Annotated in this window: 15 protein-coding genes, 1 tRNA gene and 1 pseudogene; 4 read left to right on the forward strand and 13 right to left on the reverse strand. The window is 47.4% G+C overall.

Translation table 11 applies throughout. From position 1 onward, the window contains the following. Positions 1-296: 296 nt before the first annotated feature. Positions 297-521 carry a hypothetical protein gene (locus tag FDX22_RS30540; RefSeq protein ID WP_222592532.1) on the forward strand — a complete coding sequence of 75 codons (225 nt, stop codon included), beginning with the start codon at positions 297-299 and terminating at the stop codon, positions 519-521. Positions 522-834: 313 nt separating this feature from the next. On the opposite strand, the gene FDX22_RS32660 is transcribed toward FDX22_RS30540, so the two are convergent. The 13 genes and pseudogenes from FDX22_RS32660 to FDX22_RS18530 form a co-directional block, all read right to left on the reverse strand. After that, positions 835-1,323 (reverse strand): ogr/Delta-like zinc finger family protein, encoded by a 489-nt coding sequence (locus FDX22_RS32660; protein ID WP_111761614.1) that lies wholly within the window; start codon positions 1,321-1,323, stop codon positions 835-837. 499 nt (positions 1,324-1,822) lie between these two features. Next, positions 1,823-4,519, reverse strand: coding sequence for a DUF927 domain-containing protein (locus tag FDX22_RS18475; RefSeq protein WP_146717594.1), 2,697 nt, complete (start codon positions 4,517-4,519; stop codon positions 1,823-1,825). After that, positions 4,516-4,926 (reverse strand): hypothetical protein, encoded by a 411-nt coding sequence (locus FDX22_RS18480; RefSeq protein WP_023239740.1) that lies wholly within the window; start codon positions 4,924-4,926, stop codon positions 4,516-4,518. The genes FDX22_RS18475 and FDX22_RS18480 overlap by 4 nt, the downstream gene beginning before the upstream one ends. Positions 4,927-4,982: 56 nt before the next feature. Then, positions 4,983-5,222 (reverse strand): Derepression protein, encoded by a 240-nt coding sequence (locus FDX22_RS31335; RefSeq protein WP_146717595.1) that lies wholly within the window; start codon positions 5,220-5,222, stop codon positions 4,983-4,985. Continuing rightward, complete coding sequence (locus tag FDX22_RS18490) at positions 5,215-5,649, reverse strand: hypothetical protein (protein WP_134950247.1); 435 nt, start codon at positions 5,647-5,649, stop codon at positions 5,215-5,217. The genes FDX22_RS31335 and FDX22_RS18490 overlap by 8 nt, the downstream gene beginning before the upstream one ends. 154 nt (positions 5,650-5,803) lie before the next feature. Further along, positions 5,804-5,998: a host cell division inhibitor Icd-like protein gene (locus FDX22_RS18495; RefSeq protein ID WP_146717641.1), complete on the reverse strand. Its 195-nt coding sequence runs from the start codon at positions 5,996-5,998 to the stop codon at positions 5,804-5,806. A gap of 29 nt (positions 5,999-6,027) precedes the next feature. After that, positions 6,028-6,384 (reverse strand): annotated as a pseudogene (locus FDX22_RS31340) (ash family protein); the annotation flags it as partial. 60 nt (positions 6,385-6,444) lie between these two features. Further along, a complete protein-coding gene (locus FDX22_RS18505; RefSeq protein ID WP_086813432.1) occupies positions 6,445-7,437 on the reverse strand; it encodes a P2 family phage major capsid protein in 993 nt (330 codons plus the stop codon). Positions 7,438-7,526: 89 nt separating this feature from the next. Then, entirely contained in the window at positions 7,527-8,399 is an 873-nt protein-coding gene (locus FDX22_RS18510; protein WP_146717596.1) for a hypothetical protein, read from the reverse strand. 32 nt (positions 8,400-8,431) lie between these two features. Next, positions 8,432-8,656 carry an AlpA family transcriptional regulator gene (locus tag FDX22_RS18515; protein ID WP_086813434.1) on the reverse strand — a complete coding sequence of 75 codons (225 nt, stop codon included), beginning with the start codon at positions 8,654-8,656 and terminating at the stop codon, positions 8,432-8,434. Between the two features lie 363 nt (positions 8,657-9,019). Then, positions 9,020-9,658 (reverse strand): hypothetical protein, encoded by a 639-nt coding sequence (locus FDX22_RS18520; protein ID WP_086813435.1) that lies wholly within the window; start codon positions 9,656-9,658, stop codon positions 9,020-9,022. Between the two features lie 46 nt (positions 9,659-9,704). Further along, on the reverse strand, positions 9,705-10,967 hold the full coding sequence (locus FDX22_RS18525; protein WP_146717597.1) for an integrase arm-type DNA-binding domain-containing protein: 1,263 nt from the start codon (positions 10,965-10,967) through the stop codon (positions 9,705-9,707). Positions 10,968-11,131: 164 nt separating this feature from the next. Next, a tRNA-Leu gene (locus FDX22_RS18530) sits at positions 11,132-11,216 on the reverse strand. A gap of 289 nt (positions 11,217-11,505) precedes the next feature. Between FDX22_RS18530 and FDX22_RS18535 the strand changes: the two genes are divergently transcribed. From FDX22_RS18535 to FDX22_RS18545, 3 genes are all read left to right on the forward strand, one after another. After that, on the forward strand, positions 11,506-12,519 hold the full coding sequence (locus FDX22_RS18535; protein WP_146717598.1) for an HNH endonuclease domain-containing protein: 1,014 nt from the start codon (positions 11,506-11,508) through the stop codon (positions 12,517-12,519). Beyond that, positions 12,519-13,100: a bifunctional 2-polyprenyl-6-hydroxyphenol methylase/3-demethylubiquinol 3-O-methyltransferase UbiG gene (locus FDX22_RS18540; RefSeq protein ID WP_096758481.1), complete on the forward strand. Its 582-nt coding sequence runs from the start codon at positions 12,519-12,521 to the stop codon at positions 13,098-13,100. Before FDX22_RS18535 ends, FDX22_RS18540 begins: the two co-directional genes overlap by 1 nt. 74 nt (positions 13,101-13,174) lie before the next feature. Continuing rightward, positions 13,175-14,194 (forward strand): NAD(P)-dependent alcohol dehydrogenase, encoded by a 1,020-nt coding sequence (locus FDX22_RS18545; RefSeq protein ID WP_146717599.1) that lies wholly within the window; start codon positions 13,175-13,177, stop codon positions 14,192-14,194.

Consider the following 14,194-nt stretch of genomic DNA (forward strand, 5'->3'; position numbering starts at 1 on the left):
TATCAGCATGTTTTTAAAGTAAAAATCTTACAATATAAATCAATATGCCCCCTTTTGTGCCCCCATAGAAATTTTAGCCTTATGTATATACTGCGATCTGCTTCAAGTTTCCTCGCGATATTTGGTTTGGTTCCGTTCTACGGATCCTTACCGGAACGTGACAACGGAATTTACCTCTCAAGAGGCACAATAAGCCCCCTGAAACGGCCTGTAACGCTCTCAAAATCTCACCCATACCAACGCCAGGCATTAACTCATACAGCCCAGCAGCGCCCCGTTACAGCTATCCAGGCATTATGGACGGAATCGCGATCGAGACGGAAACGGCGCTACACCGCACCCGCCTGCACTGTTTGGATCTTAAAATTATTGCAAAAGAAATTTTGTGCAAACCATACCGCCATCCCGCGCCGTGTGCGGCTTCTCTGCCTCTGAATGGTTTTGCAATCTGTGCAATGTTTTGCAAGTCTTTGCAAAAACAGCGCCATTGCCAGCCAGGAAAGAAAAATGTAACGCAATGAAATTTAACGGTTATATTTACTTTTCGTCACCTGCTGTGCGAGCTGCATTTGTGCAAAACATTTCAGACCGAAAATCGCCAGCCCTTACGGGACAGGGTTTGCAAGGCTGGTAATGGTCTTTCAGCTTTTGCAAAACGTTGCGCAATCCGTGCGCTGTTTATTCGTGCCAATGTACTGCCGGGGATGAGGTGACGGAAAACGTATGGAACGGCAGCGAGGTGGTTTTTGTCGATTCCGTGAGGGGTGATTTTACAGCCGATAAATAAGCCCGCTGCATAGCATTGCGGGCTGCTCTGGTTGAGGTATACCAGGGTTATCTACCCGCCTCGCGCAGCGCATCGATAACATTTTGTCGCTCTGAGGCGGGAAGGTACTTAATGATATCCTGAATAAGTCGCCCACTAACCCCGGCACCAGGCACGACAGCGTTTTTGAAGTTAAGGCGGGAAACAAAGCGATGCTGGCAGTCTGAATGTGAGCAACGGACGTACAGAACATATGACTCATCATGTACGCGGGCCGTTCTCGTTATGGTTGCCCGCCGCCCGCAGTTTGTACAGCTTAATACAAACTGGCTTACCTTATTTCTGCCGGGTGTTATCTGCCGTTCTGTTACGTCGAAAATCTGCATCGGGCTTTTTACAGTATGAGCAAACTCGCATTCCCAGACGGCAATATGCCCGCAATCAAGGTTATTACATCGACAGGTCAGCGTTGCGCCGGTCACACCTGAATAAGTCACTTTGCTAATCGTCGAGCGTTCGCCACACTCAGGGCAGAAAATGTGAATCTGTCGGCTCATGTGCTACACCCAATGTTAGTTATAAATATAGAATTTTATATACCAAAACGAAATAAGAGTATATCGCAATCTGGTATCCGTTTTCACTTCAATTAACCGCAGGCCAGCCAGAAAAAAGCTTTTTAAAATCATTTATGTATTCTGGGGAGGGGTAACACGGGTAACAGGGGTAACATCGTTGATTTAAAAGCATTAAATACGTTACCCCTCCTTTCTTTAGTGGGGTAACAGGGGTAACAATCTTCCACAAGACCCAGTTTTGTTACCCCTTGTTACCCCTCATATATATTCATGGGTAACAGGAAATAATTAATAAAAACAATATTGTTACCCCTGTTACCCTTGTTACCCCTAAAAAATATAAATACGCGCGATACCTTTTCTCTTTTCAGGCTTCTTCTCTGGCTGGCCGCTTTTAATTCCACAGAGTCAGGAAGACACAGCCGGAAATGACAGTGCTCGATACGGGACGGCAAATCAAATGACATTCCGCCACGAATTAACCGATAACCTCACTACTCAGCACGAACACTTTTTTAAGCCCGATTTCTGGCAGTCTGACGGCTGTCTGGTTCCGTGTGCTGTCTGGATCGACCATCAGCCAGCCCGCAGCCCGACAAAGTCGTGCAACCTTCACCGGGTCATAATTCCCGCACATTTCTTTCCAGCCGCTTGAAAGCATATAAAAAGTTGTCTCGGGTTCAGTTCTGGTTCTGTCATTACCCTTGATAGTGCGACGATAGCCAACCATGCTGGCCGGGCGGCTCTTCTCGTCGTTCCAGTCTGCAAAGCGGGTAAACTGGTTTGCAGTGACAAACTGGCGTACCCGTTCCAGTGCGTCGCGTTCCTCCTGATTTGAAGAGTGACCACGATCCGTCAACCAGGATGCAAGGCAAGACTCTGCCGCCCGGTAACTTTCGCCCTTTCCCCAACCGGTAATCCCAACTTCGGTGGCTAGTTCTCCCGCCACAGCAAGCAACGCAAAACGATCCACAATGCGGCCAACCTGATTACCGGCATTTTCCGGCAACAGTGATTTTTCAAACTCTTTTTTCATCGCTCTGGCACGGTTTGTCACGTCCAGCAGATTACCGGTGAGATAGCGAACCCAGTCCCTAAACACCGCCCCGTAATATTGCTTGCTGGCCTGTTCAAGATGTTCCGCAAACTCTTTGCCTCCGGCAAAGCCATGCAATTCTTCAAATGCGCCGTGCTTGCCGGTATCGCTGGGGATTTGCACCATACGAACACCAACCCCGGCACCGGTGCGTTTTTCCCCGGATTCAGCCGCGTGCTCCATGATGGAAACTTCGCCGGTTGACATGTATAACACTGACCAGGTGACCGGATCGCGTAGGCTACCATCAACCCGGCTTCGTGATTTACCCTGACCGTTGCCCAGCATGTAAGCGATGCGGCTGGCTTCCTTTCCGTCAACTTCACTGATTTCATCGAGCATCAATGCAGCATCATTGCGGCGTAGTGCAATACCCTCCAGCGCGTTTCCTGTGGCTCTCCACGTCTTCCAGTATTCCGGGCTACCACAAACCGACGCGGCAACTTTCATTGTGGTGGTTTTCCCGTCCGTTGATTCTCCCTTGAGATGGTAGCCACCCGCAGCGGCGCCAATCAGATGTAACAGCGGGGCCGCCAGAGAAAGGCTCACACAGAACGCCAGCCGGGAGTTACCGACACAGTAACGGCCGATTTGCTCGATCCATTCCTTTGTCGTCCCCGATGCCCTGAAATCATTTTTTGTGGAGTAGGCCGACTGTAAAATAACCGACCCCGCTCCGGTGCCAATAACCTCGTCCTGTAGTACATATACAGAGCCATGCCAGCCGGTTTTGTTGACGCATGTCACTTTACGAACAGGGCGACATGTCGAAATGTATTCCATCAGGTAGCCACGCGCTGCGCCGTTAACGCTGATAAAGTGAAGACCATTATCAAGCAGCACCTCCCGCAGTTCCTGACCACTACCGGCCAGCACGGTCATGGGCATTGCCCATTCATGCTTGATCCCGTTTGAATCCTCCCATTCCAGCAGACGGCCAAACTTGCCACCGTCTGCATCACAGGTTATTGCCGTGACCCGCAACGGGCTGCAAATCTTGATTTGTCGCGTCTGACTGCTGTCGCCGTCGTCACCTGCCGGTTTATCAAACCAGAGAAAATCCTTTGTCAGCCTGAAACCATGAGGAAGCCGGGTTTCCGTATCGTTAGGATTGACCATTTCGTCACTGAATGCATCACGCGCCCGCAGGATGCCAAATTCGCGCCGGAAATCGTCCCAGTCGGCCTTAAACTGCCCGGGGGGAATAGTCACCCATCCATTGACAGCCTGAGCCGCCTGGTATGCTTTTTCACGCCCCGGATTATCCTTCCCGTCAGCGAAGTCATTATCCCCGGCAATAACCAGACGGGTGTCCGGCCATTTATCACGTAATACCCGCGCCACATTAAGCAGGTTATTGGCCGATACCGCAGCCACGCACCAGCCATCAGCCAGACCAGAAACCGTAATCGCCGTGGCGAAACCTTCAGTAATAATGACCCGTTCCGGGTATTCTTCCGGGACTGGAGACACAGCCACAAATGCGCCGGTCATTTTCGACCCTGCCAGCAGACACTTATTACCATCCGGGCTGATAAGCTGCGCACCAGTCACACTGCCGTCGATGCCTGTCAGCGGCAATAACAATGATCCCTCCGGGAACGTCATCCCACCCGCAGTAACTGGCTGATTAAGGAGCTGATATTGATGACCGGGCAAACCCTTACTTTTGAGATAAGCACTTTCGCCTGTCGTGGTATTACTCACCAGTGCGCCGTAGGTTTTCACCATCTGCGCCCGTTTCTGCGCGTCTGAGATTTCTTTTCTGGCAAGCGTTTTTACCGGTGTTACACCTGCAGCACTGATATTCCCAACAGTGCTGGCCACTTTTTCAGCCGCGGCTTTAACGTCCAGCTTCATCACCCGACTGACCAGGTCAAGACCATCACCACTGCCGCAATGATTACAGAACCACGTCCCGCGCCCGTCTTTATCGTCAAAGCGAAAACGATCTTTTCCACCACATGCCGGACATGCTCCATGCCTGCCGTTAACAGGAACGGTGATGCCCAGCGTCTGGAGAACAAACGGCCAGCGATTAAGCGCAAGTTTCATTGTTTCAGTCACCTGCTTTTTCATACGTCAACCTCTCCCGCCAGTACTTGTATATTGGCTTCTACTGGTAAAACACCGTCCAAACCGCCACGCGCAATATGTCTGTAAATATCCATCATGACAGCCTGACCATAATCAGATAATTGCGGTTCATCTTCTGCCATAAAGTCTTTTTCCAGCATATTCTTTAACTGTTCAGCATTTAATAGTTGTCCTAAATGGACACCACAACGCTGAATATTTTCCCGTTCAATATAGTTGGCAATGTTTGCACTGACTTTATCTGGCGTTAACTCAACAGTGACACCGTCCTGGATAAAATCAGGTGATGAATTTTTACATTCAGTTTCTGCAATAAATGCCAGCGCAATATAGTTACGCATCAGTGCTATTCTGAATTCCATCATGTTAATTAACTTGATAATATTCATGTCAGTCCTTATGTATTCAATGCAGTGCCGGAGGTATCCGGCACTGAAAGCCCTGATTACTCTTTATCTGAATGTTTATCTCTCTGATTCAACCAGTCGTCACACAACCCTTTATCCTTAAGCTCTTTAAGTACAGCCGCTATATCCTCATGGATGTAACTGAAAATATGTGGAATATATAACTGATGCATTCCGTTAAGCTCCTGCCTGTGCAGGTTAAGATGAAAGTACTGAGCAACAGCGCTTGAGCGGTTTAATTTGTGATAGCACTCAATGCTGATTTGTGACTTATTCATACTCAACCTCACTCATAATCCATTCAGCATTGCAGAAAGCTGCAAATGCTTTTAAATCGCGTGTATACGTGTTAACACGTACAACTAATGAAATGTAATAAACACCATATCCGGTTGATGACGTCACATTAAGGATTTCACGGATCTGTTTAATGGCACTGGTTTTACTTACAGCATCGATCACCGCATAACCTGTAACGGGATGAATTTTATCCCGACTACCACCCAATAAGATAAAGTAGCGTTTATTGAATGTTATCAGATCACCAATTTTATTCAGAAGCCTTATCACCCCTGTAATAAATGTATAACGGGATTCGGTCGGAATTTCTTTTAATTTGTGGATAGATACCTTTATCACTGATTTTTCGATAGACTTCACGGAACCAGTCAAGGGGCATTTCTGTATATTCGCCTGAGTTTTCATAAATAAACCTCACTTCGCGATAAAACTCTGGGTTAATTTTTTCCACGCTGGCACAATATTTAATCCCCAGGATGTAAATCTTCCATCCTTTAATGTGCTGCCATTGTTCGCCGTGCCGTGGATAAACAATCATTGTCGTATCTCCGGCCCTGAATTAATGGGGGAGCGTTCCTGATGGCATACGACCTGCAAAGGCAGCCACAAAATCACGCGCAATAAGGCGACGTGCAGTTTGATAATCAGGAGCTGTAACTTGTCTGCGATGAGGTTTATCACGCAGATCAGAACGGCGAACGGCCAGAAAAAGCCAGATAAATTGCGAGTGAGTTTGGGTATGGATCGTTGACATGCGTCAATCTCCTTGAAGTAGCAAAACTTGCCACCACCGGAGTTTCCACGCTCTTGATTGGTGATGGCCCTGACGGGGGTGGAAATACCGGTCTTCAAGGAACCCGGCCTGACCGAAGTCAGCCCCGCCAGAGCCACCATTGATTCGGTGCGGATCGATGCCGCTGAATATAGGTATGCTGAGGCTGCGACAATAAAAAAAGACGCTAAAGGCGTCTGTGTCGCCTTGAAGATAAACGGGTTTCCACGCCCGGTTGCTGATTTTGCAGCAACGTGAAAACTATAACCCGCATATTCACGACGACGCAAGAGAATTATAACCGAATTCTGGCCGTTGACGCTCTCAACCCGCTGCGCCATAGTGTTTTTGTTCCCGGTACGAACCATTGCAATATCCTCGCTCTCAAAGCCCGGTCTCTTCCACCGGGCTTTTCTTATGCCTGTTATTCAGCTTTTCAGTGTGATTGCACTTTCATCGACGGCGGCATACATCATGCCGTCCTGTAATGCATACCCCTCACTACGCAGATAGCTTTGCTCATAAGCGCTTTCTTCGTCGTTGAACTCCGCACGGGTTTTCTGTGTTCCCTCCTGCGTGTAGATATGCAGGTTTGAAAGCGTGGTGACGACCAGACGCTTACCGGGCATAAAGGGCGGTACAAACGCAAAGCGCCCGGCAATGGAACTTGTCGCAGATTGCGCGGCAGCGGCATTCGCCGGGGTGTCAGCCCCGTTAAATAACCGCAGACGTTCAGCGGCGGCCAGTTCAGAACCTACCATCACTACAAGGCGGGGATCTTCCCGCAGCCCTTCGGGGATTTTTGTCTGGATAATGTGATTAGCCAGGGCGTCAAGATGCGGGAAATCACTGCCAATCCCCCCTAATGTGATTGCGTCTGTCAGTACCTGTGAGCCTTTGTTAAAGGCTTTCGCGATGGTATGCCAGCCTTTATTAATATCCTCGCCATTGGGGTTTTCGTCGGGTTTTGTCGGCCAGCCCACGCGTTGCCCATTAAACCCGATGCGGAGCATATCGAGTGCGACGGCCTGGTCGAAAAATGCCTCCATCTTGCTTTCGAGTTCCCCCTCTTTGCCGGTGTTAATCATGGCAACCAGATCCTGATAAGGGAGAAAGGCGCAGGTGTCAGTTTCCACCAGTTCGTATGGTGTGGCGCTGGCGGAAATCCTGCGACGAAAACGCCCGGAAATTTCGCGCCCGGTGTGAAGCTGGCGACTGCCAACCGTATAAGCCTGCCCGGTGGCATCCCGGACGGGCAGCAGGGTGATGTTTTTCATCATCCAGTTAGATTCCGTCAGGGCAATATTTAACAGCCGACCATCTGACTTTTCGAAATAAACCCAGTCTTTTTCATTCGTACTTCCGCCATATACAGAAAGAGACTTAATTACCGCTCTTTCATCAACTGTTAATGTATTCATTATGTGTTCCTTATTTTATTCAGGCGTGCAGAAACGTGCGGAGAACACGATATATCAGCACGACATTAATGATGGGAGGTTTTTCTATGTCAGTAGTTTGTGCTAAAAGAATGCGTCATCTTATATTCTTTCTTTATCGTATTCCTTACGGGTTCCATGACTGCGCCAATATAATCACTAAGAGCAATTGCAAAACGCAATGTTTCACCGCCGCTACTGTAGTAATAAGTATACGCATTAATAAGTGCGTTTTTTTCTTCTTTGTGTCTGATGTTGCTGCCAACACAGGTGCAGTTAACAATGATGTTATCCAGCGCTTTCTGGACCCGTTCCAGCGACGCTAAAACCATTTCCCCGGCCTCATTACCACGCCTGAAAAAATACCATCCGCTATTGTCAGTATCAGTCTTTGGCAGTTCGGTATTGAGAATAAACTCAGGATTAGATTCTTTTTCACTCCGCACCAGAGAGCGCAACAAAGAAATAACAGACTCCACATACAGACGGTCTTTTTCCGCTACTGCAATCTGGTTTTGACTGCGTTCCCGGTTATCTTCATTTTGTTGTATTTGTTGCCTGATATAATAACCACTACCGCTAACGCTGCCTTTACTAAGGGCTGCCAGCGCGATAGTGCACTGCGAAATTTTACTTTCCAGCTTTAAAATATAATTATTGATGTTTTTATGTAACGTAGTCACTGTTACAGCCAGTAAATTAAGTTCATCCACACTAGGGCGATCCAGACCAGCGCAATAACAGGTAAGATTATTAAATTTTTCGAACAGGGGCCGCATTTCTTTCAGTCGTGCCAGTTCAATAATACGGGAAATTGCACCAGCGCTACCATGTTCAATGGCGAACGGTACAGCGATATATCCAAGAATTGTATTCATATCGCTGTCCTTGCCGCTGGCATAGACGCTGTTATTATTCCATCCGGTAATGATATGTGTATTCATTATGAATTCCTTTACTACAACAATTTAATATATTAATAAGTTTTTTCACTGCGGGATGCAGATATTTGTTCTTTAATCCAGAGATTAACCTCACTTTCAATAAAAGAGATTGCACGCGTTCCAATCTTAACTGGGCGTGGAAAAGCATCCTTTGAGATCTGTTTATATAGCCATGCTTTACTACGCTGCACACGTTTTAGCACTTCCTTCGCGGAAATAAGTGTTTGATTATCTGAATTATTGTTCACATATTCCATGCTGTTACCTCTTGTTCTATTCAGGTTTACGAAGACTGTAAACAATGTTCAAGAGGGATTCTAGTGATAATAAAATCTATCGAAACGACAATAGATTCTACTGAAACAAACATCAGTCTCTTAAATTAAAAGAAAATATGATACCGAATAATACGTGGGGGAATTGAGTTATAATATAGTTTATAAAAATAAATATAATACTTTAAAAACAATAGGTTATAAGATATCGCTTTACATTATATTAGTGTTTTTATTATTGAAGACAGGTACTTATAGAGGCTTGTAGGGATTTGTAGAGGCTTAACAAGATCTGGTCACTCCTTGAAATCCCTTCAAACCCCTTGAGATGGCTTAAAACTGTCTCTAGCTCTCATACTTAATTATTTCTCTGGCCATTTTAACTTTTTTATAAAAAGTAGACTTTTTAATACCATTCATTTTTATACCTTTAAATTCACACAAAGAAATAACATCGTTATAGATCACACTTAAATCTTTATAGCTTGCTTTTCCATGTTCCCCCAAAAGCTCTACAAGCAGCGCAATCAATTTCCAATTGTTATTATCCTCATCCTCTTTTCTATATTGCCCCCTGCCATTATGTTTTAAGCTTTTTCCAACTTCATATAATTCATTACCTCCAAGGGTTAAAAATATATCCCCCCAATCTTTATTATTAAGTTGCTGCTGTAAAGCAACATAAATTTTTTCTTTAACTTCAGATGGTATGCAATCTTCACGTTGAAAAATGTAAGCAGCAGTTAAAACTAAACTAGCCTCAATCCTAGTTTTTGCACTAGCATTTTTATACGCATCCAGTAATTGAAGATTTCTGGTTATAGCAGACCTTAATTTATGAACCTCTTTAATCTCATCAACAGACAAATCTTTTTCGTTTGCATCATAATCAAAACCATGCATTGCCAATGCAACCTCATGAGGCATAAGATATGTTAGCCGTTTAAAATAAAAGTATCTATCGTTAGATTTTAAATCGCCCATGTTATCTCCATTAATATCAAATATTAAAAAAGTGGTTTTTTATTATTCACTTTCCATGCACACGTGCAAAATCATATGGTGTAACAGCGCCATTTCTATTGGAATCAATATAATCAGCCCACCATTGCAACATTAACTTTCTTTCTTCTAAGTATTCAGAAGTGTGCATATATGAACCTTTTACATGCTTACGTTCTACGTGACTTAACTGTCTTTCAATAGCATCATCATTCCATAGTTTCGACTCACTTAATGCACCACGCGCCATAGTTCTAAAACCATGCCCACACACTTCTGTTTTCGTATCATATCCCATTACACGTAAGGCGCTATTTACTGTATTTTCACTCATTACTTTTTTAGGGTCATGATCGCTGGGAAATATAACCTCGCCTTTACCACTCAAGGCATGTAAACGTTTAAAAATATCAAATGCCTGTTTGCTAAGCGGAACAATATGTTCGGTTTTCATCTTCATCCCACGCTCAGAGTGTTTTACGCCGGGAATAGGCTTACGAATTCCGGGTATCGTCCACTCGCTTCGCTCAAAGTTAACCTCACTCCAGCGAGCAAAACGCATCTCACTTGAACGAATAAATGTAAGCAGCGTTAATTCAACAGCAAGCCGTGTCATAAGTCGCCCTTTATAGCGTGATAGTCTTTCAAGAAACTCAGGGATTCTTTTTGGGGGGAGTGCTGGGTGATGGGTTGCCTTAACGCTTAAAAGCGCTCCAGCCATATCACTGGCAGGGTTTGATTCAAGAAGATCATTCTGCACACCGAAACGCATAATTGCAGTTACGCGCTGCATCAGTCGCTGCGCAACATCATGTTTACCTGCCGTATCGACAGCTTTGATCGGATTGAGAAGCTGGCTGGTTCTCAACGTTCTGGCGTCAATTTGACCTATCGAGGGGAAAATATACTGCTCAAGCGTCAGCAGAACGCGACGGCTATGATCTTCGCTCCAAGTTAGGTTACTTGCGTGCCATTGCCTTGCGATAGTTTCAAATAAATATACCCCCTCAATTTCAGCTTGTGCCCCTTTTTGCTCAGATTTGGGGTCAATGCCCTGAGACAACAATTTCTTTGCTGCATCGCGCTTACCCCGAGCCTCAGCCAAAGTGATCGTCGGGTATACACCAAAAGCGAGCCGATCTTCCTTTTTGTCAGATGGGCGGCGATATTTCATGCGCCAGTACTTGGAACCTTTAGGGGAGACTTCAAGATACAAGCCGCCCCCATCAGCCATTTTATAGGCTTTCTCTTTCGGCTTTGCGGTCTCTATCTGGCGAGCGTTGAGTTTCATTTTGGGGGCACAAATCCTGATCGAATTGACATGCCCCCGATTATGCCCCCAAAAGAGGGTAGACCACAAGAGACCAACAAAGACCATGAAATACGGTAACTTGCTTGTTTTTAAGGGTTTTTTCTTGATTTGTAGACTTCAGGAAACGTCAAAAGAAGTGTTAATGGTGCCGAAGGCCGGACTCGAACCGGCACGTATTTCTACGGTTGATTTTGAATCAACTGCGTCTACCGATTTCGCCACTCCGGCACGGAAGGGATGCGGAAAACGTTGTGGATTATACCTGTCGCACGCCACCATGCAAGCGGCAGCGCACGATAGTCGCGCTAAGTGTTGAAAAAAACAGCGCCATTGCGGTTCGATCGCCCACGCGCCCTTCTTCCTCCCGCTATTCTCATCTCTAACCTGAATTTTTCCGGAATTTACCTCGCAAAAAAATGCAACGTGACCCGCTCGGTTTACATTTGCTGCTGTTTACTATGAGATGTCGTTACTGAATCCAGTAATAGCAGTTACCAACCGTTCTCAGGACACCGTTATGCGTTTCTATCAGGTTGAACCCACGCTGGAAAACTACTGGCGCGGGATTATCCTCTTTGGCAAGAATGTGGCTTCCTACAAGTTTGCGCTCGCCCATGCCTTGCACGAACTCAAACCTGATGGCAGCGATCTCATCACGCTTGAAGATCTGGCTGTACCGTTCAGCAGCCATTTGTGCCGCCATCTCAGACATGCGCCAAAGCAGATAACCTCACGCAGCAGCCAGTTTATTGCCGCCTGTACGCAATTTAATAACGGCGAGATCACGCGTGATGAACTCACCGCCATCACGGTCCGGCAGGGGTTTAATAATGTGATTGATGCCTTTCACAATGTGAATCAGGGCGAAATTGAAAAACGCTTTTTTATTGATGAGCGTAAAACGCATAAAGGCATTCGGATGACGGATAATTTCTACAATCTGGGTGAACGTTTGCAATACCGAAACCTTATTTTTGAAACAGATGCGCGCTGGAACCTCGTCGAACAAGCCTGGGCAATGAATATCTCCAGCCACCTGATAAATGTCGAGTATGACAACGATGACCAAATGCTGTTTAGCAGGAACAGTGACCGGCGGGTTACGATCTCCAGCTGTCGTGACAGCCTTAACGGTTATCAGAAGGGGCGCTGCTTCTACTGTTTTGCGCCTATTAGTTTGCTCCCTGGCGACGACACCTTTGCCGATGTTGATCATTTTATCCCGTGGAAAGTTCGGGGACAGGTCGCAAATATCGATGGCGTCTGGAATCTGGTACTCGCCTGCAAAGAATGTAACCGGGGTGGGAAAGGTAAATTTGCCCAACTTCCCTCACCCAGGCTACTTCAGCGTCTTCGGGACAGAAATGAATATTTCATAAACAGCCATCTTCCACTGCGTGAAACATTGATTCGCCAGACGGGCGCGACCCCGACGCTGAGAAACACATTTTTGAACGACAGCTGGAACGAGGCGCTTAAAATACTCTTTCACCAATGGGAACCCCTTGCACAAGGAACGGATACATTCTGATGACTCTCGAATATTACCAGCGCCACGCGCAGGATTTTTTTAGCTCTACGGTTAATGTCGATATGGAATCGCTTTATCTCCCCTTCCTGCGACACCTCCCGCAGAGCGGACGTATTCTGGATGCAGGCTGCGGCTCCGGCCGTGACAGTAAGGCCTTCCTGGAAAAAGGTTATCAAGTCGAAGCATTCGATGCCTCTGCAGAAATGGTTAACCTTGCCAGCCAGCATACCGGACTGTGCGTCAAACAGATGACATTTAACGATATCGCCGACACCGAACGCTATGATGGTATCTGGTGCTGTGCATCGTTGCTGCATGTGAGCGCCGAAGCGTTACCCGGTGTAATGAGCAAACTCGCTCACGCGCTTAAAACCGGGGGGATATGGTATGTCTCGTTCAAATACGGCGAAACAGAAAGAGTAAAAGACGGCCGTCACTTTACCGATCTCACCGAGCAGGGACTGGAAAAGCTGATCGCACCGCTGAGCGATATCACGCTAATCAGCAGTTGGACGACGCTCGATAAGCGTCCTGACCGCGACGAAATGTGGCTCAACGCATTGCTGCAGAAAAGGCCCTAATCCCCCCTTCTGCGAAGCACCCTATTTCCCCATGCTCTACACTTCCTGTTCAACACCACACTGAGGGAAACACGATGTCGATGATAAAAAGCTACGCCGCAAAAGAGGCGGGCAGCGAACTCGAACTCTATGAATATGATGCGGGCGAGCTAAAGCCGGAAGATGTCGAAGTACAGGTCGAATACTGCGGTATCTGCCATTCTGATTTGTCGATGATCGACAACGAATGGGGGTTCTCTCAGTATCCGCTGGTTGCCGGGCATGAGGTGATTGGTCGCGTGGCGGCGCTCGGCAGTGCGGCGCAGGATAAAGGCCTGAAGGTCGGCCAGCGCGTCGGCATCGGCTGGACGGCGCGCAGCTGCGGGCACTGCGATGCCTGTATCAGCGGTAATCAGATTAACTGCCTGGAAGGTGCCGTTCCCACGATCCTCAATCGCGGCGGCTTTGCCGAGAAGCTGCGTGCAGACTGGCAGTGGGTGATCCCGCTGCCGGAGAGCATCGATCATGCGGCTGCCGGTCCATTGCTGTGCGGCGGCATCACGGTGTTCAAACCGCTGCTGATGCACCACATCACCGCCACCAGCCGCGTCGGGGTGATTGGTATCGGCGGTCTGGGGCATATCGCCATTAAGCTGTTACACGCGATGGGGTGCGAAGTCACCGCGTTCAGCTCCAACCCAGCGAAAGAACAGGAAGTGCTGGCGATGGGGGCCGATAAAGTGGTTAACAGCCGCGATCCGGAGGCGCTGAAAGCGCTGGCGGGCCAGTTCGATCTCATTATTAATACGGTTAACGTCGATCTCGACTGGCAGCCCTATTTTGAAGCGCTGGCCTACGGCGGTAATTTCCACACCGTCGGCGCGGTGCTGAAGCCGCTGCCGGTGCTGGCGTTTACCTTAATTGCCGGCGATCGCAGCGTCTCCGGTTCGGCAACCGGCACACCGTTCGAACTGCGCAAGCTGATGAAGTTTGCCGGGCGCAGCAAGGTGTCGCCAGTCACCGAGCAGTACCCGATGTCAAAAATCAATGAAGCTATCCAGCACGTGCGCGACGGCAAAGCCCGTTACCGCGTGGTGCTAAAAGCCGATTTCTGA

The organism is Citrobacter sp. TBCS-14, assembly GCF_005280805.1.
Classification (GTDB): Bacteria; Pseudomonadota; Gammaproteobacteria; order Enterobacterales; family Enterobacteriaceae; genus Citrobacter; species Citrobacter gillenii.

Bases quoted from the DNA above. Each gene is read 5' to 3' on its own strand.
- FDX22_RS18480 (WP_023239740.1), bottom strand. From the start codon at position 4,926: ATGAATATTATCAAGTTAATTAACATGATGGAATTCAGAATAGCACTG.
- FDX22_RS32660 (WP_111761614.1), bottom strand. From the start codon at position 1,323: ATGAGCCGACAGATTCACATTTTCTGCCCTGAGTGTGGCGAACGCTCG.
- FDX22_RS18505 (WP_086813432.1), bottom strand. From the start codon at position 7,437: ATGAATACATTAACAGTTGATGAAAGAGCGGTAATTAAGTCTCTTTCT.
- FDX22_RS18520 (WP_086813435.1), bottom strand. From the start codon at position 9,658: ATGGGCGATTTAAAATCTAACGATAGATACTTTTATTTTAAACGGCTA.
- FDX22_RS18495 (WP_146717641.1), bottom strand. From the start codon at position 5,998: ATGTCAACGATCCATACCCAAACTCACTCGCAATTTATCTGGCTTTTT.
- FDX22_RS18535 (WP_146717598.1), top strand. From the start codon at position 11,506: ATGCGTTTCTATCAGGTTGAACCCACGCTGGAAAACTACTGGCGCGGG.
- FDX22_RS18515 (WP_086813434.1), bottom strand. From the start codon at position 8,656: ATGGAATATGTGAACAATAATTCAGATAATCAAACACTTATTTCCGCG.
- FDX22_RS18510 (WP_146717596.1), bottom strand. From the start codon at position 8,399: ATGAATACACATATCATTACCGGATGGAATAATAACAGCGTCTATGCC.
- FDX22_RS18475 (WP_146717594.1), bottom strand. From the start codon at position 4,519: ATGAAAAAGCAGGTGACTGAAACAATGAAACTTGCGCTTAATCGCTGG.
- FDX22_RS18525 (WP_146717597.1), bottom strand. From the start codon at position 10,967: ATGAAACTCAACGCTCGCCAGATAGAGACCGCAAAGCCGAAAGAGAAA.
- FDX22_RS18540 (WP_096758481.1), top strand. From the start codon at position 12,519: ATGACTCTCGAATATTACCAGCGCCACGCGCAGGATTTTTTTAGCTCT.
- FDX22_RS18545 (WP_146717599.1), top strand. From the start codon at position 13,175: ATGTCGATGATAAAAAGCTACGCCGCAAAAGAGGCGGGCAGCGAACTC.
- FDX22_RS18490 (WP_134950247.1), bottom strand. From the start codon at position 5,649: ATGAAAACTCAGGCGAATATACAGAAATGCCCCTTGACTGGTTCCGTG.
- FDX22_RS31335 (WP_146717595.1), bottom strand. From the start codon at position 5,222: ATGAATAAGTCACAAATCAGCATTGAGTGCTATCACAAATTAAACCGC.
- FDX22_RS30540 (WP_222592532.1), top strand. From the start codon at position 297: ATGGACGGAATCGCGATCGAGACGGAAACGGCGCTACACCGCACCCGC.